Source organism: Sphingobium sp. (genome assembly GCF_035511395.1).
In the GTDB taxonomy this organism is placed as follows: domain Bacteria; phylum Pseudomonadota; class Alphaproteobacteria; order Sphingomonadales; family Sphingomonadaceae; genus Sphingobium.
The window spans coordinates 44,095-58,899 of sequence record NZ_DATKFP010000441.1 but is presented as its reverse complement, the minus strand read 5'-3'; the positions used below and the strand labels follow the sequence as shown (position 1 = coordinate 58,899).

The window sequence follows — 14,805 nt, the reverse complement described above, 5'->3', positions numbered from 1 at the left end:
CGCTCCGCAACGGACCAAGACGGGCATTGGAGGCCCGGTCCGCATCCCGATTGTGGTTGAGCGACAAAAAAGGCGGGGAAGCTGATGTCCCCCGCCTTTCGGAAAATCAGGCCGCGGCGTTATCCGGGCCGCCCTGAAACATCAGGCGGCCTTGTTCGGGCCGCCCTGAAACATCAGGCGGCCTTGTTCGGGCCGTCCTGAAACATCAGGCGGCCTTGGCGCGGCTCATGCGCTTGCGCTCGTTCGGATCGAGGTAGCGCTTGCGCAGACGGATGGTCTTGGGCGTCACTTCGACCATTTCATCGTCGTCGATGTAAGCGATCGCCTGTTCCAGCGTCATCTTCTTGGGCGGGGTCAGGCGGACGGCGTCATCCTTGCCGCTGGCGCGGAAGTTGGTCAGCGCCTTCGACTTCATCGGGTTGACTTCAAGGTCTTCGGGCTTGGCGTTCTCGCCGATCACCATGCCTTCATAGAGCGCTTCGCCCACGCCGACGAACAGGATGCCGCGATCTTCCAGCGGACCCAGTGCATAGGCATTGGCCTCGCCCGCGCCGTTCGAGATCAGAACGCCGTTCTTGCGGCCTTCGATCTTGCCCTTGTGGGGGCCGTACTTCTCGAACAGGCGGTTCATGATGCCGGTGCCGCGCGTGTCGGACAGGAATTCGCCATGATAGCCGATCAGGCCGCGCGAGGGCGCGGAGAAGGTGATGCGGGTCTTGCCACCGCCCGAGGGACGCATGTCGGTCATCTCGGCCTTGCGGATGTTCATCTTGTCGACGACCGTACCCGAAAATTCATCGTCCACGTCGATGACGACGGTTTCATAAGGCTCGGTCTTGCCGCCATTCTCGTCTTCCCCGAACAGCACGCGCGGACGCGAGATGCCCAGTTCGAAGCCTTCGCGGCGCATGGTTTCGATGAGAACGCCGAGCTGGAGTTCGCCACGGCCGGCGACTTCGAAGCTGTCCTTGTCGTCCGATTCCGTCACCTTGATGGCGACGTTGGATTCGGCTTCGCGGGCCAGACGGTCGCGGATCATGCGGCTCGTCACCTTGCTACCTTCACGGCCCGCCATTGGCGAATCGTTCACGGCAAAGCGCATCGACAGGGTCGGCGGATCGATCGGCTGCGCCTTGATCGGGGTGCTGACCTGCGGATCGGCAATGGTGTTGGCCACGGTCGCGACGGTCAGACCGGCGAGCGAGATGATGTCGCCTGCCTTGGCTTCGTCGACCGGCACGCGGTCCAGGCCCTGGAAGGACATGATCTTCGACGCACGGCCGGTTTCGATCACATTGCCGTCGGCGTCGAGCGCGTGGATCGGCTGGTTGACCTTGACCGTGCCCGACTGGACGCGGCCGGTCAGGATGCGGCCGAGGAAGTTGTCACGGTCGAGCAGCGTCACGAGGAAGCTGAACGGCGCGTCCTGATCCAGCGACGGCGGCGGCACATGGTCGACGATCTTCTGGAACAGCGGTTCCAGCGTTCCTTCGCGGCGCTGGGCATCTTCGCTGGCATAGCCGTTACGACCCGAAGCATAGAGGACGGGGAAGTCAAGCTGTTCGTCGGTGGCGTCCAGCGTCACGAACAGGTCGAACACTTCGTCCAGCACTTCCTGGATGCGCTCGTCGGGCCGGTCGACCTTGTTGACGACGACGATGGGCTTGAGGCCCAGCGCCAGCGCCTTGCCGGTCACGAACTTGGTCTGCGGCATCGCGCCTTCCGACGAGTCGACCAGCAGGATCACGCCGTCCACCATCGAGAGGATGCGTTCGACTTCACCGCCGAAGTCGGCGTGGCCGGGCGTGTCGACGATGTTGATGCGGGTGCCGTTCCATTCGACCGAGGTGGGCTTCGCCAGGATGGTGATGCCGCGTTCCTTTTCCAGGTCGTTCGAGTCCATGGCGCGTTCCTCGACGCGCTGGTTCTCGCGGAACGTGCCGGACTGACGGAAAAGCTGGTCGACGAGGGTGGTCTTGCCATGGTCGACGTGCGCGATGATGGCGATATTACGCAGGGACATGAATCTGCCTTTGGGATCGGGTTCTCCCGGCCGGCACCACGCCTGTCCAGGACTATCGGGCGCGCCACTACAGGAAATGATGCGTTGCGGCAAGTGTGGCGGATTGGGGTGGCCGGCATATGTGGCGGGTTGGACGGCGCCATCCGTCGAACCGCGTGCAAGAGTGAGGAGACGCGCATGACCGACAGCCCGCCTATCAGCCGCCGCACCCTGATGCAGGCCGCTGCCGTCGCCGCGCCGCTGGCGCTGACGCCGCAGATGCTGAGCGCGGCGGGAAAGCCGATGCTACGCGAAGCGATGATCCTCGATCCCGCCATCCGCTATTTCAACGCGGCCAATATCGCCCCGACCTTCCGCAGCGTGGCGGCGATCCATGAGCGGGAGACGCGCGCATTCCAGACCGACCCATCGGTCGAGCGGCGCGCGCTCTATCCCAAGGCCGCCGATGCTCTGCGCGAACGGATCGCCGGGCGGCTGAAGGTCACGGCGCAGGAAATCGCGCTGGTCCGCAATGCGAGCGAGGCCAATACGGTGGCGGTGCGCGGGCTGGCGCTGAAGGCCGGGGATCGGATCATCCTGACCGACCATAATCATCCTTCGACCTGGGACAGCTGGAAGTTGCGGGCAGAGCGCGAGGGGCTGGACCTGCATGTCGTGCCGGTGCCGGTCGAGGCGAAGACGCCGCAGCAACTGTTCGACGGCATCGCCGCCGCCGTGACGCCCGATACCAAAGCGATCTTCCTGTCGCACATGAGCAATATCACCGGCATCGTCTATCCGGTGGCGGAGATCGCGAAGCTCGCGCGGTCGCGGAATATATGGCTGCATGTCGATGGCGCGCAGAGTTTCGGCTGGATGCAGCTGGACCTCGCTGCGCTGGGCGTCGACAGCTATTCGGGCAGCACGCACAAATGGCTGATGGGTCCGCTGGAGGGCGGCATCCTCTATGTGAAGCGCGAGCGGCTGGCGGAATTGCAGCCGATCATGATGAGCCATGGCTATTGGCTGACCGATCCGGCTAACCTGAACACGGCGCAGAAATATGAGATATTGGGCCAGCGCGACGATCCCCGACTGATGGCGGTCGCAGCGACACTGGACGTGCTGGACGGCGTGGGCGAGGCCGCGATCGAGCAGGCGGCGCGCGAACGCGGAGCCTCGATGCGGCAGGCGCTGGCGGGCGTAGCGGGGGCGAAACCCTTCGGCAGCGGCGCGGCGGCGATCACCGGGCCGGTCATCACCGTCGCCTTTCCCGGCCGCGACGTTGCCGCGATGCGCGCGAAGCTGTGGCAGGCGAAGATCGCCACTGCTGCGTCGAAGGTCGGCGGCATGCCGGCGATCCGCTTTTCGCCCCATGTCTATAATAGCGATGAGGATGTGGCGGCGGTGATCGAGGCGCTGCGACAGACGTGAAACCCTTCTCCCCGTCGGAGAGAAGGATACGAAGCCTTGCCGCGTAGCGGCTAGGCGGAGTTGGGCTGGCGCGATGCTGGCTTCTTCTGGCGACGTTGCATCCCCCTCACCCAGCTACGACTAAGGCAGCAAGCTGCCAAGTCTGCGCAGCCCTCTCCGCCGTGGGGAGAGGGATCAAGGCAACCCCTGCTTTACAAAAGCGCAATATCCCTTGCCCCACGGGCCGACCTTTCTATGGTGCGGCCCGTCGCCAATAATATACCATATCGTTGCAAGGAGCCTTCATGCGGTCTGCCGCCATTTTCGCTTTCGCCTCCCTGATCGCCCTCGCCGCCCCTGCTTACGCGCAAAAGGACGCGCCCGACGCCGCCAAGCAACATGCCGACAAGGTCGCCGAGCAAATCGCGGCCAACTGGGCCGGCGCGCCGGTCGAGGAAGTCGCCCAGAGCAGCAAGGGCACGGCCCGCGTGGACGGCAAGTCCATTCCCTACACCCAGACCGCCGGCACGCTCACCATTCGCGACGAAAAGGGCAAGCCGGTCGCGAGCATGTTCTACACCGCCTATACGGCGGCGGGTAAGAACCGCCCCGTCACCTTTTTTTATAATGGCGGCCCCGGTTCCTCCTCGCTCTGGCTGCGCATGGGCAGCTTCGCGCCCGAACATGTCCGCACAGGCAATCCCGAAGCGGTCAAGCCCGCGCCCTTCGACGTCGGCCCGAACAATGACAGCCTGATCGGCAGCACCGACATGGTGTTCCTCGACACGATCGGGTCGGGCTATTCGCGCATATTGGGCGACGCCAAGCCGTCCGATTTCTACAGCGTCGACGGGGATGTGGACGCCTTTGCCAAGGCGATCATCCGCTACACGACGAAGAATGGCCGCTGGGCGTCGCCCAAATATATTTTCGGCGAAAGCTATGGCACGACCCGGTCGGGGGCGCTTGCCTATCAGCTGGAGGATCGCGGACTGGCGCTGAACGGCGTGGTGCTGCTGTCGTCGATCATGAATTACGGCATTCGTCAGTCGGGCTTCGACGCGATCCATGTCGGCTATCTGCCGAGCTATGCCGCGACCGCCTGGTATCATAACCGCGTGCCCGGCGGCCGCCCCGCCAGCCTGGAAGCCTTTGTCGAGGAATCGCGCACGTTCGCCAACGGTCCTTATGCCACAGCGCTGCTCAAAGGGTCCGATATCAGCGCCGAAGAAACCGACCAGATCGCCCAGCAATTGAGCCGCTTCACCGGCCTGTCGGTCGATTATCTGAAGCGCGCCAATCTGCGCGTCAGCCTGTCCCGCTTCCGCAAGGAATTGCTGCGCGACGGACATGAGACGATCGGCCGTTTCGATAGCCGCTACAAGGGCATTGACGCCGACGCGGCGGGCGAGGATCCCGAATATGATCCGTCCAGCACCGGCATCACCGGCCTTTATGTCGGCAGCTTCCTGGATCAGTTGACGAACAAGATCGGCTACAAGACCGACCTCAGCTACCGCCTGAGCGCGCGTGAAGGCGGCGACTTCAAGTGGGACTGGAGCCATACGCCCCCGGAAGGCGGCAAGCAGAATGTTGCGGACGTGACCGCCGACCTCAGCGCCGCGATGCGCACCAACCCGCATCTGCGCGTGCTGTCCTTGAACGGCTGGTATGATATGGCCACGCCCTTCTTCTCGACCGAGCGCGACCTCAAGCACATGATGCTGGAGCCGCAGCTGCGCCAGAACCTCCAGTTCAAATATTATCCGGCGGGCCACATGGTCTATCTGAACCCGGAAGCGCTGCATCAGATGCGGCTCGATATGGAGCGCTATTACGCGGAAGGCGCGCGCTAAACGATGAAAGGGGCGGTGGCGACACCGCCCCTTTTCAGTAGCGCAGCTTGGGATACCAGGTCGGTGGCCGGCCTTCCGGCGTCAGGTCGAGGATCGACCAGAGCGAGGCGATGTCCGGGGCATCGCGCGGGTCTTGCCCCGGATCGGCCATCTCGCCCGTCATCTCGCTCATCCAGAAGAGGCGGATGCCGTCTTCGTCCTTCCGGAACACGACGAGCGCGGGATATTCGCCGTCGGGCTGGAGCAGGCCCAGGTCATTGGCATAATCGTCGCCGATCGTCTGGACGAAGTCGGTGTTGCGCCAGCCCCGCTCCTGCGCGAAGGCGAATTGCCGTTCGACCGGGCTACGGCCCAAAATCTTGTAGGCGACGCGCTGCTTGATGTCGGCGGCGTTGCCGTCGACCGATCCGACCCAGTTGGTACACATCGGGCAGGGCCGCTCCCGTTCCGGGCCGTACATCCAGTAATAGGTGACGAGCACTTGCCTGTCGCCGAACAGGTCGGACAGGCCGACCTCGAACCCCTGTTCGTCCTTGAAGCGATAATGTTTCGCGATCAGCGGTCCGGGTGGCAGCGCCTGACGCTGTTCGACGAGGCGCGTCATGTGGCGGCGAAACTCGATCTCTTCCGCCAGCAAGGCGGTGCGCGCCTCGCGATAGGCGTCGCTTTCGCCGGGGAAGACCGGCTTGCGGCCGGCCGCCAACGTCTCTGCGGGTTTCAGTATCTGGTCCATCCTGCCTCTCCTCGCGCGTCGAACGCGAGGAGAGGCAGGATGGTTCAATGGTCGCTCGCGGCGAAGGCGCCGATACCGGTTTCGGCGCGCACCCGCTGGGCGGGACAGCCTGCCTTGTCGATAGCAGCGCGGGGCGAGGCGTCGAGGCGCGAGATCAGCCAGATGGCGATGAAACCCGCCGGAACCGAGAAGATCGCGGCCGAACTATAGGGGAAAGGCGCCAGCCCAAGTCCGAAGGTGGTGGTCCAGACCGCAGGCGACAGCAGGGTCAGGATGAAGGCGGTCAGCAATCCGATCGTCCCGCCCCAGGCCGCGCCGCGCGTGGTGCAGCCGCTCCAGAGCAGCGACAGGATCAGCACCGGGAAATTGCCCGACGCCGCCAGCGCGAAGGCGAGGCTGACCATGAAGGCGACATTCTGCTTCTCGAACACCAGCCCCAGAAGCACCGCCAGCGCACCCAACGCCAGCGTCGTCAGCCGCGACACGCGCAGTTCGTCCACCGAACTGGCCTGCCCCTGCTTGAACACGGTGGCATAGAGGTCATGGCTGACAGCCGAGGCGGCCGAGAGCGTCAGCCCCGCTACCACGGCGAGGATCGTCGCGAAGGCCACGGCTGAGATGAAGCCCAGAAACGCATTGCCGCCGATGGCGTGGGCAAGGTGGATCGCCGCCATATTGCCGCCGCCGCGCAGCGCGCCCTCCGCATCCAGATAGCCCGTATCCGTCCCCACCAGCACGATCGCGCCAAAGCCGATGATGAAGGTCAGGATATAGAAATAGCCGATCCAGCCGGTCGCCCACAGCACCGACTTGCGCGCCTCCTTCGCGTCCGGCACGGTGAAGAAGCGCATCAATATATGCGGCAGGCCCGCCGTGCCGAGCATCAGCGCGAGACCGAAGGAGATGGCCGACACCGGATCCTTGATGAAATTGCCCGGCGCCATGATGGAGCGGCCACGTTCCGCCGCTTCGCTCGCGCTTGCGCCGTCGGCCAACGCCGCCTGCGCCTTGACCTCCACCGCGCGGGCGAACAAAGTCTCCAGCGAAAAGCCGAACTGCGCCAGCACCATCAGCGCCATGAAGCTTGCGCCGCCCAGCAGCAGCACCGCCTTGATGATCTGCACCCAGGTGGTCGCGCGCATGCCACCGAACAGGACATAGAGCATCATCAGCGCGCCGACGATCACCACCGCCAGAGCATAGGGGAGACCGAACAGCAATTTGATAAGCTGTCCCGCCCCCACCATCTGCGCGATCAGGTAAAAGCTGACGACCAGCAGCGTACTGACCGCCGCGAAGCTGCGCACCGGCGGCTGGGCGAAGCGGTATGAGGCGACGTCGGCGAAGGTGAAGCGGCCGAGATTGCGCAGCCGTTCCGCCATCAGGAACAGCAGGATCGGCCAGCCCACCAGAAAGCCGGTGGAGTAAATGAGGCCGTCATAGCCGTCGTTGAAGATCTGCGCCGAAATGCCCAGGAAGGAGGCGGCGGACATATAATCGCCCGCCATGGCGAGGCCGTTCTGGAAGCCGGTGATGCCGCCGCCCGCCGTGTAGAAATCCGACGCGGTGCGCGTCCGCGCGGCGGCCGCCTTGGTGATCCAGAGGGTCAGCCCAACAAAGGCGACGAACATGGCGATCGCCACCCAGTTGATCGGCTGGCGCTCCGCCTCGCCCTCCAGCGCGGCGGCGAAGGCGGGAGACGGGATCAGCGCGAGCGCGACGAGCCACGCCCTCATGCACCATGGTCCTTGAGGATTTGCGCCATCTGCGCGTCATGATGGCGGTTGGCATGGGCGACATAGAGGCCGGTCAGCGCGATCGCCAGCAGGATCAGGCCAAGGCCGATGGGAATGCCGATCGACGTCACCCCCGCCCCGATCGGCGCGCCCAGCAATGCCTTGTCGAAAGCGATGAGCAGCAGATAGCCGACAAAGGCGCAGAAGATGACGGCCGATAGCCACCAGCCCAGCCGCGCGCGCCGCGCCACCAGCGCGACATAGCGCGGATCGGCCGCAACCGCCGCGATCCGGGCATCTTCCTCTTGCTGCGTCATCCCGCCTCCTCTCCCAATGTCCGGCCATGCTAACCGGCCGTCGAGCGATTGCAATGGCATGGGCGGAGGCTTTATAGCAGGCGGGCAGACTTGCGGCCCGACTGTTTTATGCACATATGACAGTCGATGGCCGATTTGGGCTATTGGGAGATGACATGGCTTCGACCGCGCCGACCGCTACCGCTGACACGCTCAATCTGACGCCGCCCGACCCGGTGCCCGTGGTTGCGCCCGACAAGGCGTCTGGCCTCGTTCCGATCGAGGAGGAGAAGAAGTCGAAGCTGGACGAGAAGGTCGATGCCTTCATCGCCGATCTCGTCGCGCAGGACGCCAATTCGCCGGAATTCGGCGTGCGGGTCGACCAGCTGACCAATATGGGCCGCAAGGAAATCGCGGAAGCCGCCGGCCACTCCAACCGCTTCCTCGACCGGCCGGTGCGCGCGATGGACAGCGATACCAAGGTCGGCGCCGACCTCGCCGAACTGCGCCGCACGGTCGAAGACCTCGATCCGGGCAAGCGCGGCAATTTGCTGGCGCCCAAGAAGCTGTTCGGCATCATCCCCTTCGGCAACAAGATGCGCGACTATTTCGACGGCTACAAGAGCGCGCAGGGGCACATCAATTCGATCCTCGGCAGCCTTGCCAGCGGCAAGGACGTGCTGATCAAGGACAATGCCGCGATCGACGTGGAACGCCAGAATATGTGGCAGACCATGGGCCGTCTGGAGCAGATGATCCATATCAGCAAGACGATGGATGAGCGGCTGGAATCCAAGGCGCTGGAACTGGATTCGACCGACCCGGCCAAGGCCAAGGCGATCCGCGAAAGCGCGCTCTTCTATATCCGCCAGCGCACGCAGGATCTGCTGACGCAGATGGCGGTGACGGTGCAGGGCTATCTGGCGCTTGATCTGGTCAAGAAGAACAATGTCGAGCTGGTGAAGGGCGTCGACCGCGCCAGCACCACGACCGTGGCGGCGCTGCGCACGGCGGTGACGGTGGCGCAGGCACTGGCCGGGCAGAGGCTGGTGCTGGAGCAGATCAGCGCGCTCAACACCACTACCGCCAACATGATCGACCGCACCGGCGAACTGCTCAAGAGCCAGACCGCGCAGATTCACGAGCAGGCGGCGTCGAGCACGATTCCGATCGAGACGCTCCAGCGCGCCTTCCAGAATATCTACGACACGATGGACAATATCGACACGTTCAAGATGAAGGCGTTGGAGAATATGAAGACGACGGTGAACACGCTGTCGAACGAGGTCGAAAAGTCCAAGGGCTATATCGCCCGCGCCGAGGGGCAGGCCCAGGCCGCGAAGGAAGTGCGCGCGGACAATCCCCTGCTGAGCGCGATCGAGGGGTGATGAACGTGCGCCCCGCCCTTTTCCGTTCGCTTCGAGCCTGTCGAGAACTGTTCTCGATACGCCGTCTCGACAAGTTCGACGGCTACTCGAACCGAACGGGTTTGCTGGAGGGCAAGGCATGAGCCGATCCGACCGGGTGCTGGCCGATGCGGAGGCCGTACTGCGCCGCCATAGCGAGCGCGGGCAGAGTCTGTCGACGCGCGCGCGGCAGCGGCGCAATGCCGGGCTGATACGGAAGGTCAAATATGCCTTCTGGGCCGTGCTGGCTGTGGTGCTGGGCAGCGCGGTGGCGGGGTTCATCCTGCCGCTGGGCGTGACCGGCGTGATGATCGCGCTGGGCGTGATGATCGCGGCAGTGCTGCTGATCGCCCTCCTGCCTTCGGAAGGGCGGGTGCGGACGGAAGCGTTGGCACAAAGCGAACTCACCGCCCTGCCGCTCAGGACCGAAATATGGCTGGAGAACCAGCGCAAGGCCCTGCCCGCGCCGGCTGTCACGCTGGTCGACAGCATCGGCGTGCGGCTGGAGACGCTGGCGCCGCAACTGGAGCGGCTGGGCGAGCAGGAACCGGCTGCACAGGAAATCCGCAAGCTGCTGTCCGACCATCTGCCCGAACTGGTGACGGGCTATCAGTCGATTCCCGAACCGCTGCGGCGCGAGGAGCGCAACGGCCGCGTGCCGGAAAAGCAGCTGGTCGAGGGTCTATCCGTCATCGACGCCGAAATCGCGCGGATGACCGAGACTCTGGCGAGCGGCGACCTCGACAAGCTGGCGACGCAGAACCGGTTTCTGGAACTGAAATATCAGGAAGCCAAGGAACTGGGACATTAGTGCCGTCTTGTTCCTGTCATGATCCACCTCACCCTCATCATCGTCGATTTCCTGACGGGCCTGCTCGCCGCCGGCGCCTGGGCCCTGGCGTCAGCCGGCGGCGCGATCGCGGCGGTCGTGGGCGGGGGATTCCTGGGCGTATCGCTGTTCCGGCGATGGCGGCGGAAGGGATAGAGGCGGCCGCTTTCGACCATTTTTTGACGTTCAAGGCGGCGCGATCAGTTCCTGATTGCGGACGGGCCGCCAGCATGTGATTAGCAGTCGTCGTGAATTGGAGTGACCATGGACGAACGGGCGATCCCCCCTGCGGCATTGCGTGACGCTGATGCGTGGGAGCCTCTCCGCGTTTGGATCGCTGAGCAAAAGCTACATTGCTCATTGAAGGTCGGCGTCTACGAAGAAAGTGGCCCAATACCCGAAGACACAGCGTGGGGCATTATACTAGCTGATGTTGCCAAGCATCTCGCAGATGCCCTTGCCAAAGAGGGGCTTCGAAATCGGGATACTGCGCTCCGCGAGATTTTCAGAAGCTTTGCTTCCGAACTAGAGGAACCAACAGCGGCTACGACTGGTAACTTCATCGACTGACGGCCAAGTCTGCGTTTGTATTATTAAAGTCGAAACCTGTCAGTCTCCTAGCCACCCTTTGCTGTCCTCTTTCCTTCTCCGCGTTCTCCGCGCCTCCGCGCGAAAAATTAAGTCATGCGGCAGCACGGAGAACACGGAGGGAGAAAGAGCCTGCGGCCGTTTTTCGATCACTGAAATGCCGATGGAAAGCTGGCGGGATTCCTCCCACCCCGCAAAACCTAGTCGCCCTCCACAACGCGCAGCACCATCGTGTCGGTCAGGGTCCGGTCGAAATGGATGCCGAATCTTTTGCCCAGCACCCACATCACGCGACCGGTGATCGAGAGCGTTTCGCCTTCGATCCGCACCGCGTCGCCGGTGTAGGGAGGCTGCTCGCAATGAGCGAGCGCGCCTGTGGCGGACAGGTCCAGCAGATGCGCGCGCTCGGCGACGCCATGGACCCGCAGCACCACAGGCTCGAACAATTTGAGGCGCACCGCGCGACGCGCGGCGACCAGGGACTCGTTATCAATCATCGTTGATCTCCCCGACTGCACAAATTCTAACGCAGGTGCGAAGTCGGGTGTCCCTATATTTGGACGTTAACCCTGTTTTTCGGGACCAGTGAAGGCGCAGGGTACGATGCTGGCCGGATCGGGCCGTGCCGCAATGCGGCGGAAGCGCGCGAAATAGCCGCCGGCGGTAGGCTTGGGAATCAGCTGTTCCATACGGAAGCCCATCGCCGCCAGTTCGCAGGCGAGCAGGCGCGGCGGCGTGCCATGCTGGTCGGTTGGCCGGTCGGCATCGACCACGATCAGTTCGCCATCCTTCTTGAGCGCGGGGCTGAGATGCCAGAGAAAGGCGTAAGGTTCCGAAATCTCATGATACATATGGACCATGAAGATGCGGTCGAAGCTGTTTTCCGGAAGCCGCGGGTCTTCCGGCGCGCCCAGCTTGACGCTGACATTGTCCCATTTCTCGCGGGTGATGCGGCGGGACAGTGCCTCTATCACTTCGGGCAATATGTCTTCGGCGAGGACTCGGCCCTTGGCGCCGACGCGCTGGGCCAAGCGGACGGTATAATAGCCCTCGCCCGCGCCAAGGTCGGCCACGGTCATGCCTGGGCGAACCTTCGCCCGGTCCATGATGTCCTCCGCTTCGTTGACGCGGTCGCGCGCTTCCTCACTCGACCAGCGGGTCGACACGATCGGCGCGACCGGGCGGTCTGCGCGGGGGAAATCCTGCGCGGCGACGGGGCGCTGGGCCTCGTTGCCGCCGGTCAGCTGATCACAGGCGGCGAGCAGGACAAGCATGCCCGCCAATGCCGCCCGCATCATCAGTCGACATCCTCCACATCGACCTTCTCGCCCGTCACCTTCTGGCTGAGCGCGGCCGCCATGAAGGGATCGAGCGCGCCGTCCAGCACGTCGTCGGGCGAAGTGGAGGTGACGCCGGTGCGCAGATCCTTCACCAGCTGATAGGGCTGGAGCACATAGGAGCGGATCTGGTGGCCCCAGCCGATCTCCGTCTTGGCGGCATAGTCGGTCGATGCCGCTTCCTCGCGCTTGCGCAGTTCGGCTTCGTAAAGGCGCGCCTTCAGCATGTTCATGGCCGTCGCGCGGTTCTTGTGCTGCGACCGGTCATTCTGCGACGCGACGATGATGCCCGACGGGACGTGGGTGATGCGGACCGCGGAGTCGGTGGTGTTGACGTGCTGGCCGCCCGCGCCCGATGCGCGATAGGTGTCGATCTTGAGGTCGCTTTCCTTGACCTCGATATCGATATTGTCATCGATTACCGGATAGACCCACACCGACGAGAAGCTGGTGTGGCGGCGCGCCGCGCTGTCATAGGGGCTGATGCGGACCAGGCGGTGGACGCCGCTTTCGGTCTTGGCATAGCCATAGGCATTCTCACCCTTGAACAGGAAGGTCGCCGACTTGATGCCTGCGGTTTCGCCGGCCTGATAGTCCACCAGTTCCACCTTGAAGCCGCGGCGTTCGGCCCAGCGGCGATACATGCGGCTGAGGATTTCGGCCCAGTCCTGGCTTTCGGTGCCGCCCGCGCCGGCATGGATTTCGAGATAGGTGTCGCTGGCGTCGGCTTCACCGGCCAGCAGCGCCTTGATCTTGTCCTCGTCCGCGCGGTCGGCCAGCGCCTTGAGCGACGCGATCGCCTCGGCGACCATATCCTCGTCGCCTTCGGCCTCCGCCATTTCGATCAGTTCGGCATTGTCGGTCTTCTCGGCCTCGATCGACCGGGTTGCGCCGATCGCGCTGTCCAGCCGGGTGCGCTCCCTCATCACTTCCTGCGCCAGCTTCGCATTGTCCCACAGGGTCGGATCCTCGACGCGCGCATTCAGCTCGTCCAGACGGCGCAGCGCCCGGTCCCAGTCGAGAAAACGGCGCAGCAGATCCAGCGCGGCGTCGATACGGTCGATATATTGCTGCGCTTCGGCGCGCATGATCTTTCTCCACTCTTCCTGTCACGCGACAGGAATATCCCATCTAGAGTGTTTTCGCGTGCAGCGAAAACACTCTAGTCCTTCGGTACCGCATTTCCCGAGCCGTCGACCGTCACCGGCCGACTTGAAAATGCTCGGGCATTCGCCGCGATTTTGTCGAACCGCCGTCCTTCTTGAGGAAATGGCCGTTCGTCAAGCCGTCGGCGAGCGGAAGACTCATGACAATTTGGCGCATATTCCGCCCGCTCCGCGTCACATCCGTTATGTGCATGAAATTTTCAGGACATAACAGCGGCCTAACACATCCTCGGCCCGACTCGTTCCGCAGAGAACGAGCAGCCGGACAAAGGGGGACAGGCTTCACGAAAAGGCTATCCCATGACTCACCCCTCTTCCCGGATCGCCCGCCACAGCCCGGCGGCGCTCTTTCTCTTTGTCGACGCCATGCGCTACTGGAGCGCGGCGCGGCGGTCGGGGCGCCCCGTGCTGGCGAGCCTTCATGCACGGCTTGGCCGGCATGGCTGGGCACAGTTGCTGCCTGCGATCGACAGTCTGCTCGGACTGACGGAAACGATGCTCGGCCGGCGGCTGCGGACCGGGCGCGTGCCGGCATTGTCCGAGGACGAGAATATGCTGATCAACCTGCTACAGGGCCGGCGGACCGCGCCGATCATCCACGCGTGCAGCGACGCGGTCGCCTGCGCCTTTTGCGGGGCGGTACGATCGGTTCAGATATTGATGGATATGGAACTGGGCCGGCCGAAGCAGAAGCAGGCGGCCTGAACGGATAATTCATCCTCCGTTCGCTTCGATCGAAACGAACGGAGGTGGTTACATCACCCTTGCGTCACGCTTTCCAGCACGGCGGCGCGCAGTTCGGGAATGCCCATGCCCTTCTCGCTCGACGTGGCGATGATGTCGGGATGCGCGGCCGGCCGCTTGCGAATCGCGTCGGCGGTCTGCTTGGTGACAGCGACCAGTTCGCTCGCCTTGATCTTGTCGGACTTGGTGAGGACGATGCGATAGCTGACCGCCGCACCGTCCAGCATGTCGAGCATGTCGGTGTCGACATCCTTGATGCCGTGGCGACTGTCGATCAGCACCAGCGCGCGCTTCAAGGCCGCGCGGCCACGCAGATAGTCGTTCACCAGGAAGCGCCACTTCTTCACCAGATCCTTGGGCGCCTTGGCATAGCCATAGCCGGGCATGTCGACGAGGCGGAAGCGCAACGGATCGCCCACGTCGAAGAAGTTGAGTTCCTGCGTGCGGCCCGGCGTGTTGGACGTGCGGGCAAGGCCGTTGCGGTTGGTCAGCGCGTTGAGGAGCGACGACTTGCCCACATTGGAACGCCCCGCAAAGGCGACCTCGTTCACCGCCATGTCCGGCAGATAGTCCAGAGTCGGCGCGGACTTGAGGAAGGCGATCGGGCCGGAGAACAGCTTGCGCGCTTCCTCGATCAGGATGGTGTTGTCTTCTTCTGTCATATCGAAAAAATCCTCCCCTTTTGGGGGGAGGATCTCC

General features: G+C 63.8%; 15 protein-coding genes. 7 read left to right on the top strand and 8 right to left on the bottom strand.

Translation table 11 applies throughout. The features are described from left to right. Positions 1-205 precede the first annotated feature (205 nt). A complete protein-coding gene (typA, locus tag VMR39_RS29495; RefSeq protein ID WP_325421955.1) occupies positions 206-2,023 on the bottom strand; it encodes a translational GTPase TypA in 1,818 nt (605 codons plus the stop codon). 177 nt (positions 2,024-2,200) lie between these two features. Between typA and VMR39_RS29490 the strand changes: the two genes are divergently transcribed. Further along, positions 2,201-3,436 carry an aminotransferase class V-fold PLP-dependent enzyme gene (locus VMR39_RS29490; RefSeq protein WP_325421953.1) on the top strand — a complete coding sequence of 412 codons (1,236 nt, stop codon included), beginning with the start codon at positions 2,201-2,203 and terminating at the stop codon, positions 3,434-3,436. 284 nt (positions 3,437-3,720) lie between these two features. Beyond that, entirely contained in the window at positions 3,721-5,271 is a 1,551-nt protein-coding gene (locus VMR39_RS29485; protein ID WP_325421951.1) for a S10 family peptidase, read from the top strand. 34 nt (positions 5,272-5,305) lie between these two features. On the opposite strand, the gene VMR39_RS29480 is transcribed toward VMR39_RS29485, so the two are convergent. From VMR39_RS29480 to VMR39_RS29470, 3 genes are read right to left on the bottom strand one after another with little or no spacing between them, the layout of a single operon-like run. After that, the gene (locus VMR39_RS29480; protein ID WP_325421949.1) at positions 5,306-6,004 is read right to left on the bottom strand and encodes a DUF899 family protein; all 699 of its coding nucleotides are present in this window, start codon (positions 6,002-6,004) and stop codon (positions 5,306-5,308) included. Between the two features lie 44 nt (positions 6,005-6,048). Continuing rightward, the gene (locus VMR39_RS29475) at positions 6,049-7,740 is read right to left on the bottom strand and encodes a cation acetate symporter (protein ID WP_325421947.1); all 1,692 of its coding nucleotides are present in this window, start codon (positions 7,738-7,740) and stop codon (positions 6,049-6,051) included. After that, positions 7,737-8,057, bottom strand: a complete 321-nt coding sequence (locus VMR39_RS29470; protein WP_325421945.1) for a DUF485 domain-containing protein — start codon at positions 8,055-8,057, stop codon at positions 7,737-7,739. Before VMR39_RS29470 ends, VMR39_RS29475 begins: the two co-directional genes overlap by 4 nt. Positions 8,058-8,212: 155 nt before the next feature. Between VMR39_RS29470 and VMR39_RS29465 the strand changes: the two genes are divergently transcribed. From VMR39_RS29465 to VMR39_RS29450, 4 genes are all read left to right on the top strand, one after another. After that, positions 8,213-9,424, top strand: a complete 1,212-nt coding sequence (locus VMR39_RS29465) for a toxic anion resistance protein (protein WP_325421943.1) — start codon at positions 8,213-8,215, stop codon at positions 9,422-9,424. Positions 9,425-9,542: 118 nt separating this feature from the next. Further along, the gene (locus tag VMR39_RS29460) at positions 9,543-10,253 is read left to right on the top strand and encodes a hypothetical protein (RefSeq protein ID WP_325421941.1); all 711 of its coding nucleotides are present in this window, start codon (positions 9,543-9,545) and stop codon (positions 10,251-10,253) included. A gap of 18 nt (positions 10,254-10,271) precedes the next feature. Continuing rightward, the gene (locus VMR39_RS29455; RefSeq protein ID WP_325421939.1) at positions 10,272-10,427 is read left to right on the top strand and encodes a hypothetical protein; all 156 of its coding nucleotides are present in this window, start codon (positions 10,272-10,274) and stop codon (positions 10,425-10,427) included. A 108-nt stretch (positions 10,428-10,535) separates the two neighbouring features. Then, on the top strand, positions 10,536-10,841 hold the full coding sequence (locus VMR39_RS29450) for a DUF5076 domain-containing protein (RefSeq protein ID WP_325421937.1): 306 nt from the start codon (positions 10,536-10,538) through the stop codon (positions 10,839-10,841). Between the two features lie 218 nt (positions 10,842-11,059). Here the strand turns inward: VMR39_RS29450 and VMR39_RS29445 are convergent, their stop codons facing one another. The 3 genes from VMR39_RS29445 to prfB form a co-directional block, all read right to left on the bottom strand. Continuing rightward, a complete protein-coding gene (locus tag VMR39_RS29445) occupies positions 11,060-11,356 on the bottom strand; it encodes a PilZ domain-containing protein (RefSeq protein WP_325421935.1) in 297 nt (98 codons plus the stop codon). Between the two features lie 66 nt (positions 11,357-11,422). Then, entirely contained in the window at positions 11,423-12,157 is a 735-nt protein-coding gene (locus VMR39_RS29440) for a class I SAM-dependent methyltransferase (protein WP_325421933.1), read from the bottom strand. Continuing rightward, a complete protein-coding gene (gene prfB, locus VMR39_RS29435; protein WP_325421931.1) occupies positions 12,157-13,284 on the bottom strand; it encodes a peptide chain release factor 2 in 1,128 nt (375 codons plus the stop codon). Before prfB ends, VMR39_RS29440 begins: the two co-directional genes overlap by 1 nt. Positions 13,285-13,662: 378 nt before the next feature. On the opposite strand from prfB, the gene VMR39_RS29430 reads away from it, so the two are divergent. Beyond that, positions 13,663-14,067 carry a hypothetical protein gene (locus VMR39_RS29430; RefSeq protein WP_325421929.1) on the top strand — a complete coding sequence of 135 codons (405 nt, stop codon included), beginning with the start codon at positions 13,663-13,665 and terminating at the stop codon, positions 14,065-14,067. 53 nt (positions 14,068-14,120) lie between these two features. Here the strand turns inward: VMR39_RS29430 and yihA are convergent, their stop codons facing one another. Further along, positions 14,121-14,768 carry a ribosome biogenesis GTP-binding protein YihA/YsxC gene (gene yihA, locus VMR39_RS29425; RefSeq protein ID WP_325421928.1) on the bottom strand — a complete coding sequence of 216 codons (648 nt, stop codon included), beginning with the start codon at positions 14,766-14,768 and terminating at the stop codon, positions 14,121-14,123. Positions 14,769-14,805: the final 37 nt, after the last annotated feature.

Bases quoted from the DNA above. Each gene is read 5' to 3' on its own strand.
- VMR39_RS29440 (WP_325421933.1), bottom strand. From the start codon at position 12,157: ATGATGCGGGCGGCATTGGCGGGCATGCTTGTCCTGCTCGCCGCCTGT.
- VMR39_RS29470 (WP_325421945.1), bottom strand. From the start codon at position 8,057: ATGACGCAGCAAGAGGAAGATGCCCGGATCGCGGCGGTTGCGGCCGAT.
- VMR39_RS29480 (WP_325421949.1), bottom strand. From the start codon at position 6,004: ATGGACCAGATACTGAAACCCGCAGAGACGTTGGCGGCCGGCCGCAAG.
- VMR39_RS29455 (WP_325421939.1), top strand. From the start codon at position 10,272: ATGATCCACCTCACCCTCATCATCGTCGATTTCCTGACGGGCCTGCTC.
- VMR39_RS29490 (WP_325421953.1), top strand. From the start codon at position 2,201: ATGACCGACAGCCCGCCTATCAGCCGCCGCACCCTGATGCAGGCCGCT.
- VMR39_RS29450 (WP_325421937.1), top strand. From the start codon at position 10,536: ATGGACGAACGGGCGATCCCCCCTGCGGCATTGCGTGACGCTGATGCG.
- VMR39_RS29475 (WP_325421947.1), bottom strand. From the start codon at position 7,740: ATGAGGGCGTGGCTCGTCGCGCTCGCGCTGATCCCGTCTCCCGCCTTC.
- prfB (WP_325421931.1), bottom strand. From the start codon at position 13,284: ATGCGCGCCGAAGCGCAGCAATATATCGACCGTATCGACGCCGCGCTG.
- yihA (WP_325421928.1), bottom strand. From the start codon at position 14,768: ATGACAGAAGAAGACAACACCATCCTGATCGAGGAAGCGCGCAAGCTG.
- VMR39_RS29465 (WP_325421943.1), top strand. From the start codon at position 8,213: ATGGCTTCGACCGCGCCGACCGCTACCGCTGACACGCTCAATCTGACG.
- VMR39_RS29485 (WP_325421951.1), top strand. From the start codon at position 3,721: ATGCGGTCTGCCGCCATTTTCGCTTTCGCCTCCCTGATCGCCCTCGCC.
- VMR39_RS29445 (WP_325421935.1), bottom strand. From the start codon at position 11,356: ATGATTGATAACGAGTCCCTGGTCGCCGCGCGTCGCGCGGTGCGCCTC.
- typA (WP_325421955.1), bottom strand. From the start codon at position 2,023: ATGTCCCTGCGTAATATCGCCATCATCGCGCACGTCGACCATGGCAAG.
- VMR39_RS29460 (WP_325421941.1), top strand. From the start codon at position 9,543: ATGAGCCGATCCGACCGGGTGCTGGCCGATGCGGAGGCCGTACTGCGC.
- VMR39_RS29430 (WP_325421929.1), top strand. From the start codon at position 13,663: ATGACTCACCCCTCTTCCCGGATCGCCCGCCACAGCCCGGCGGCGCTC.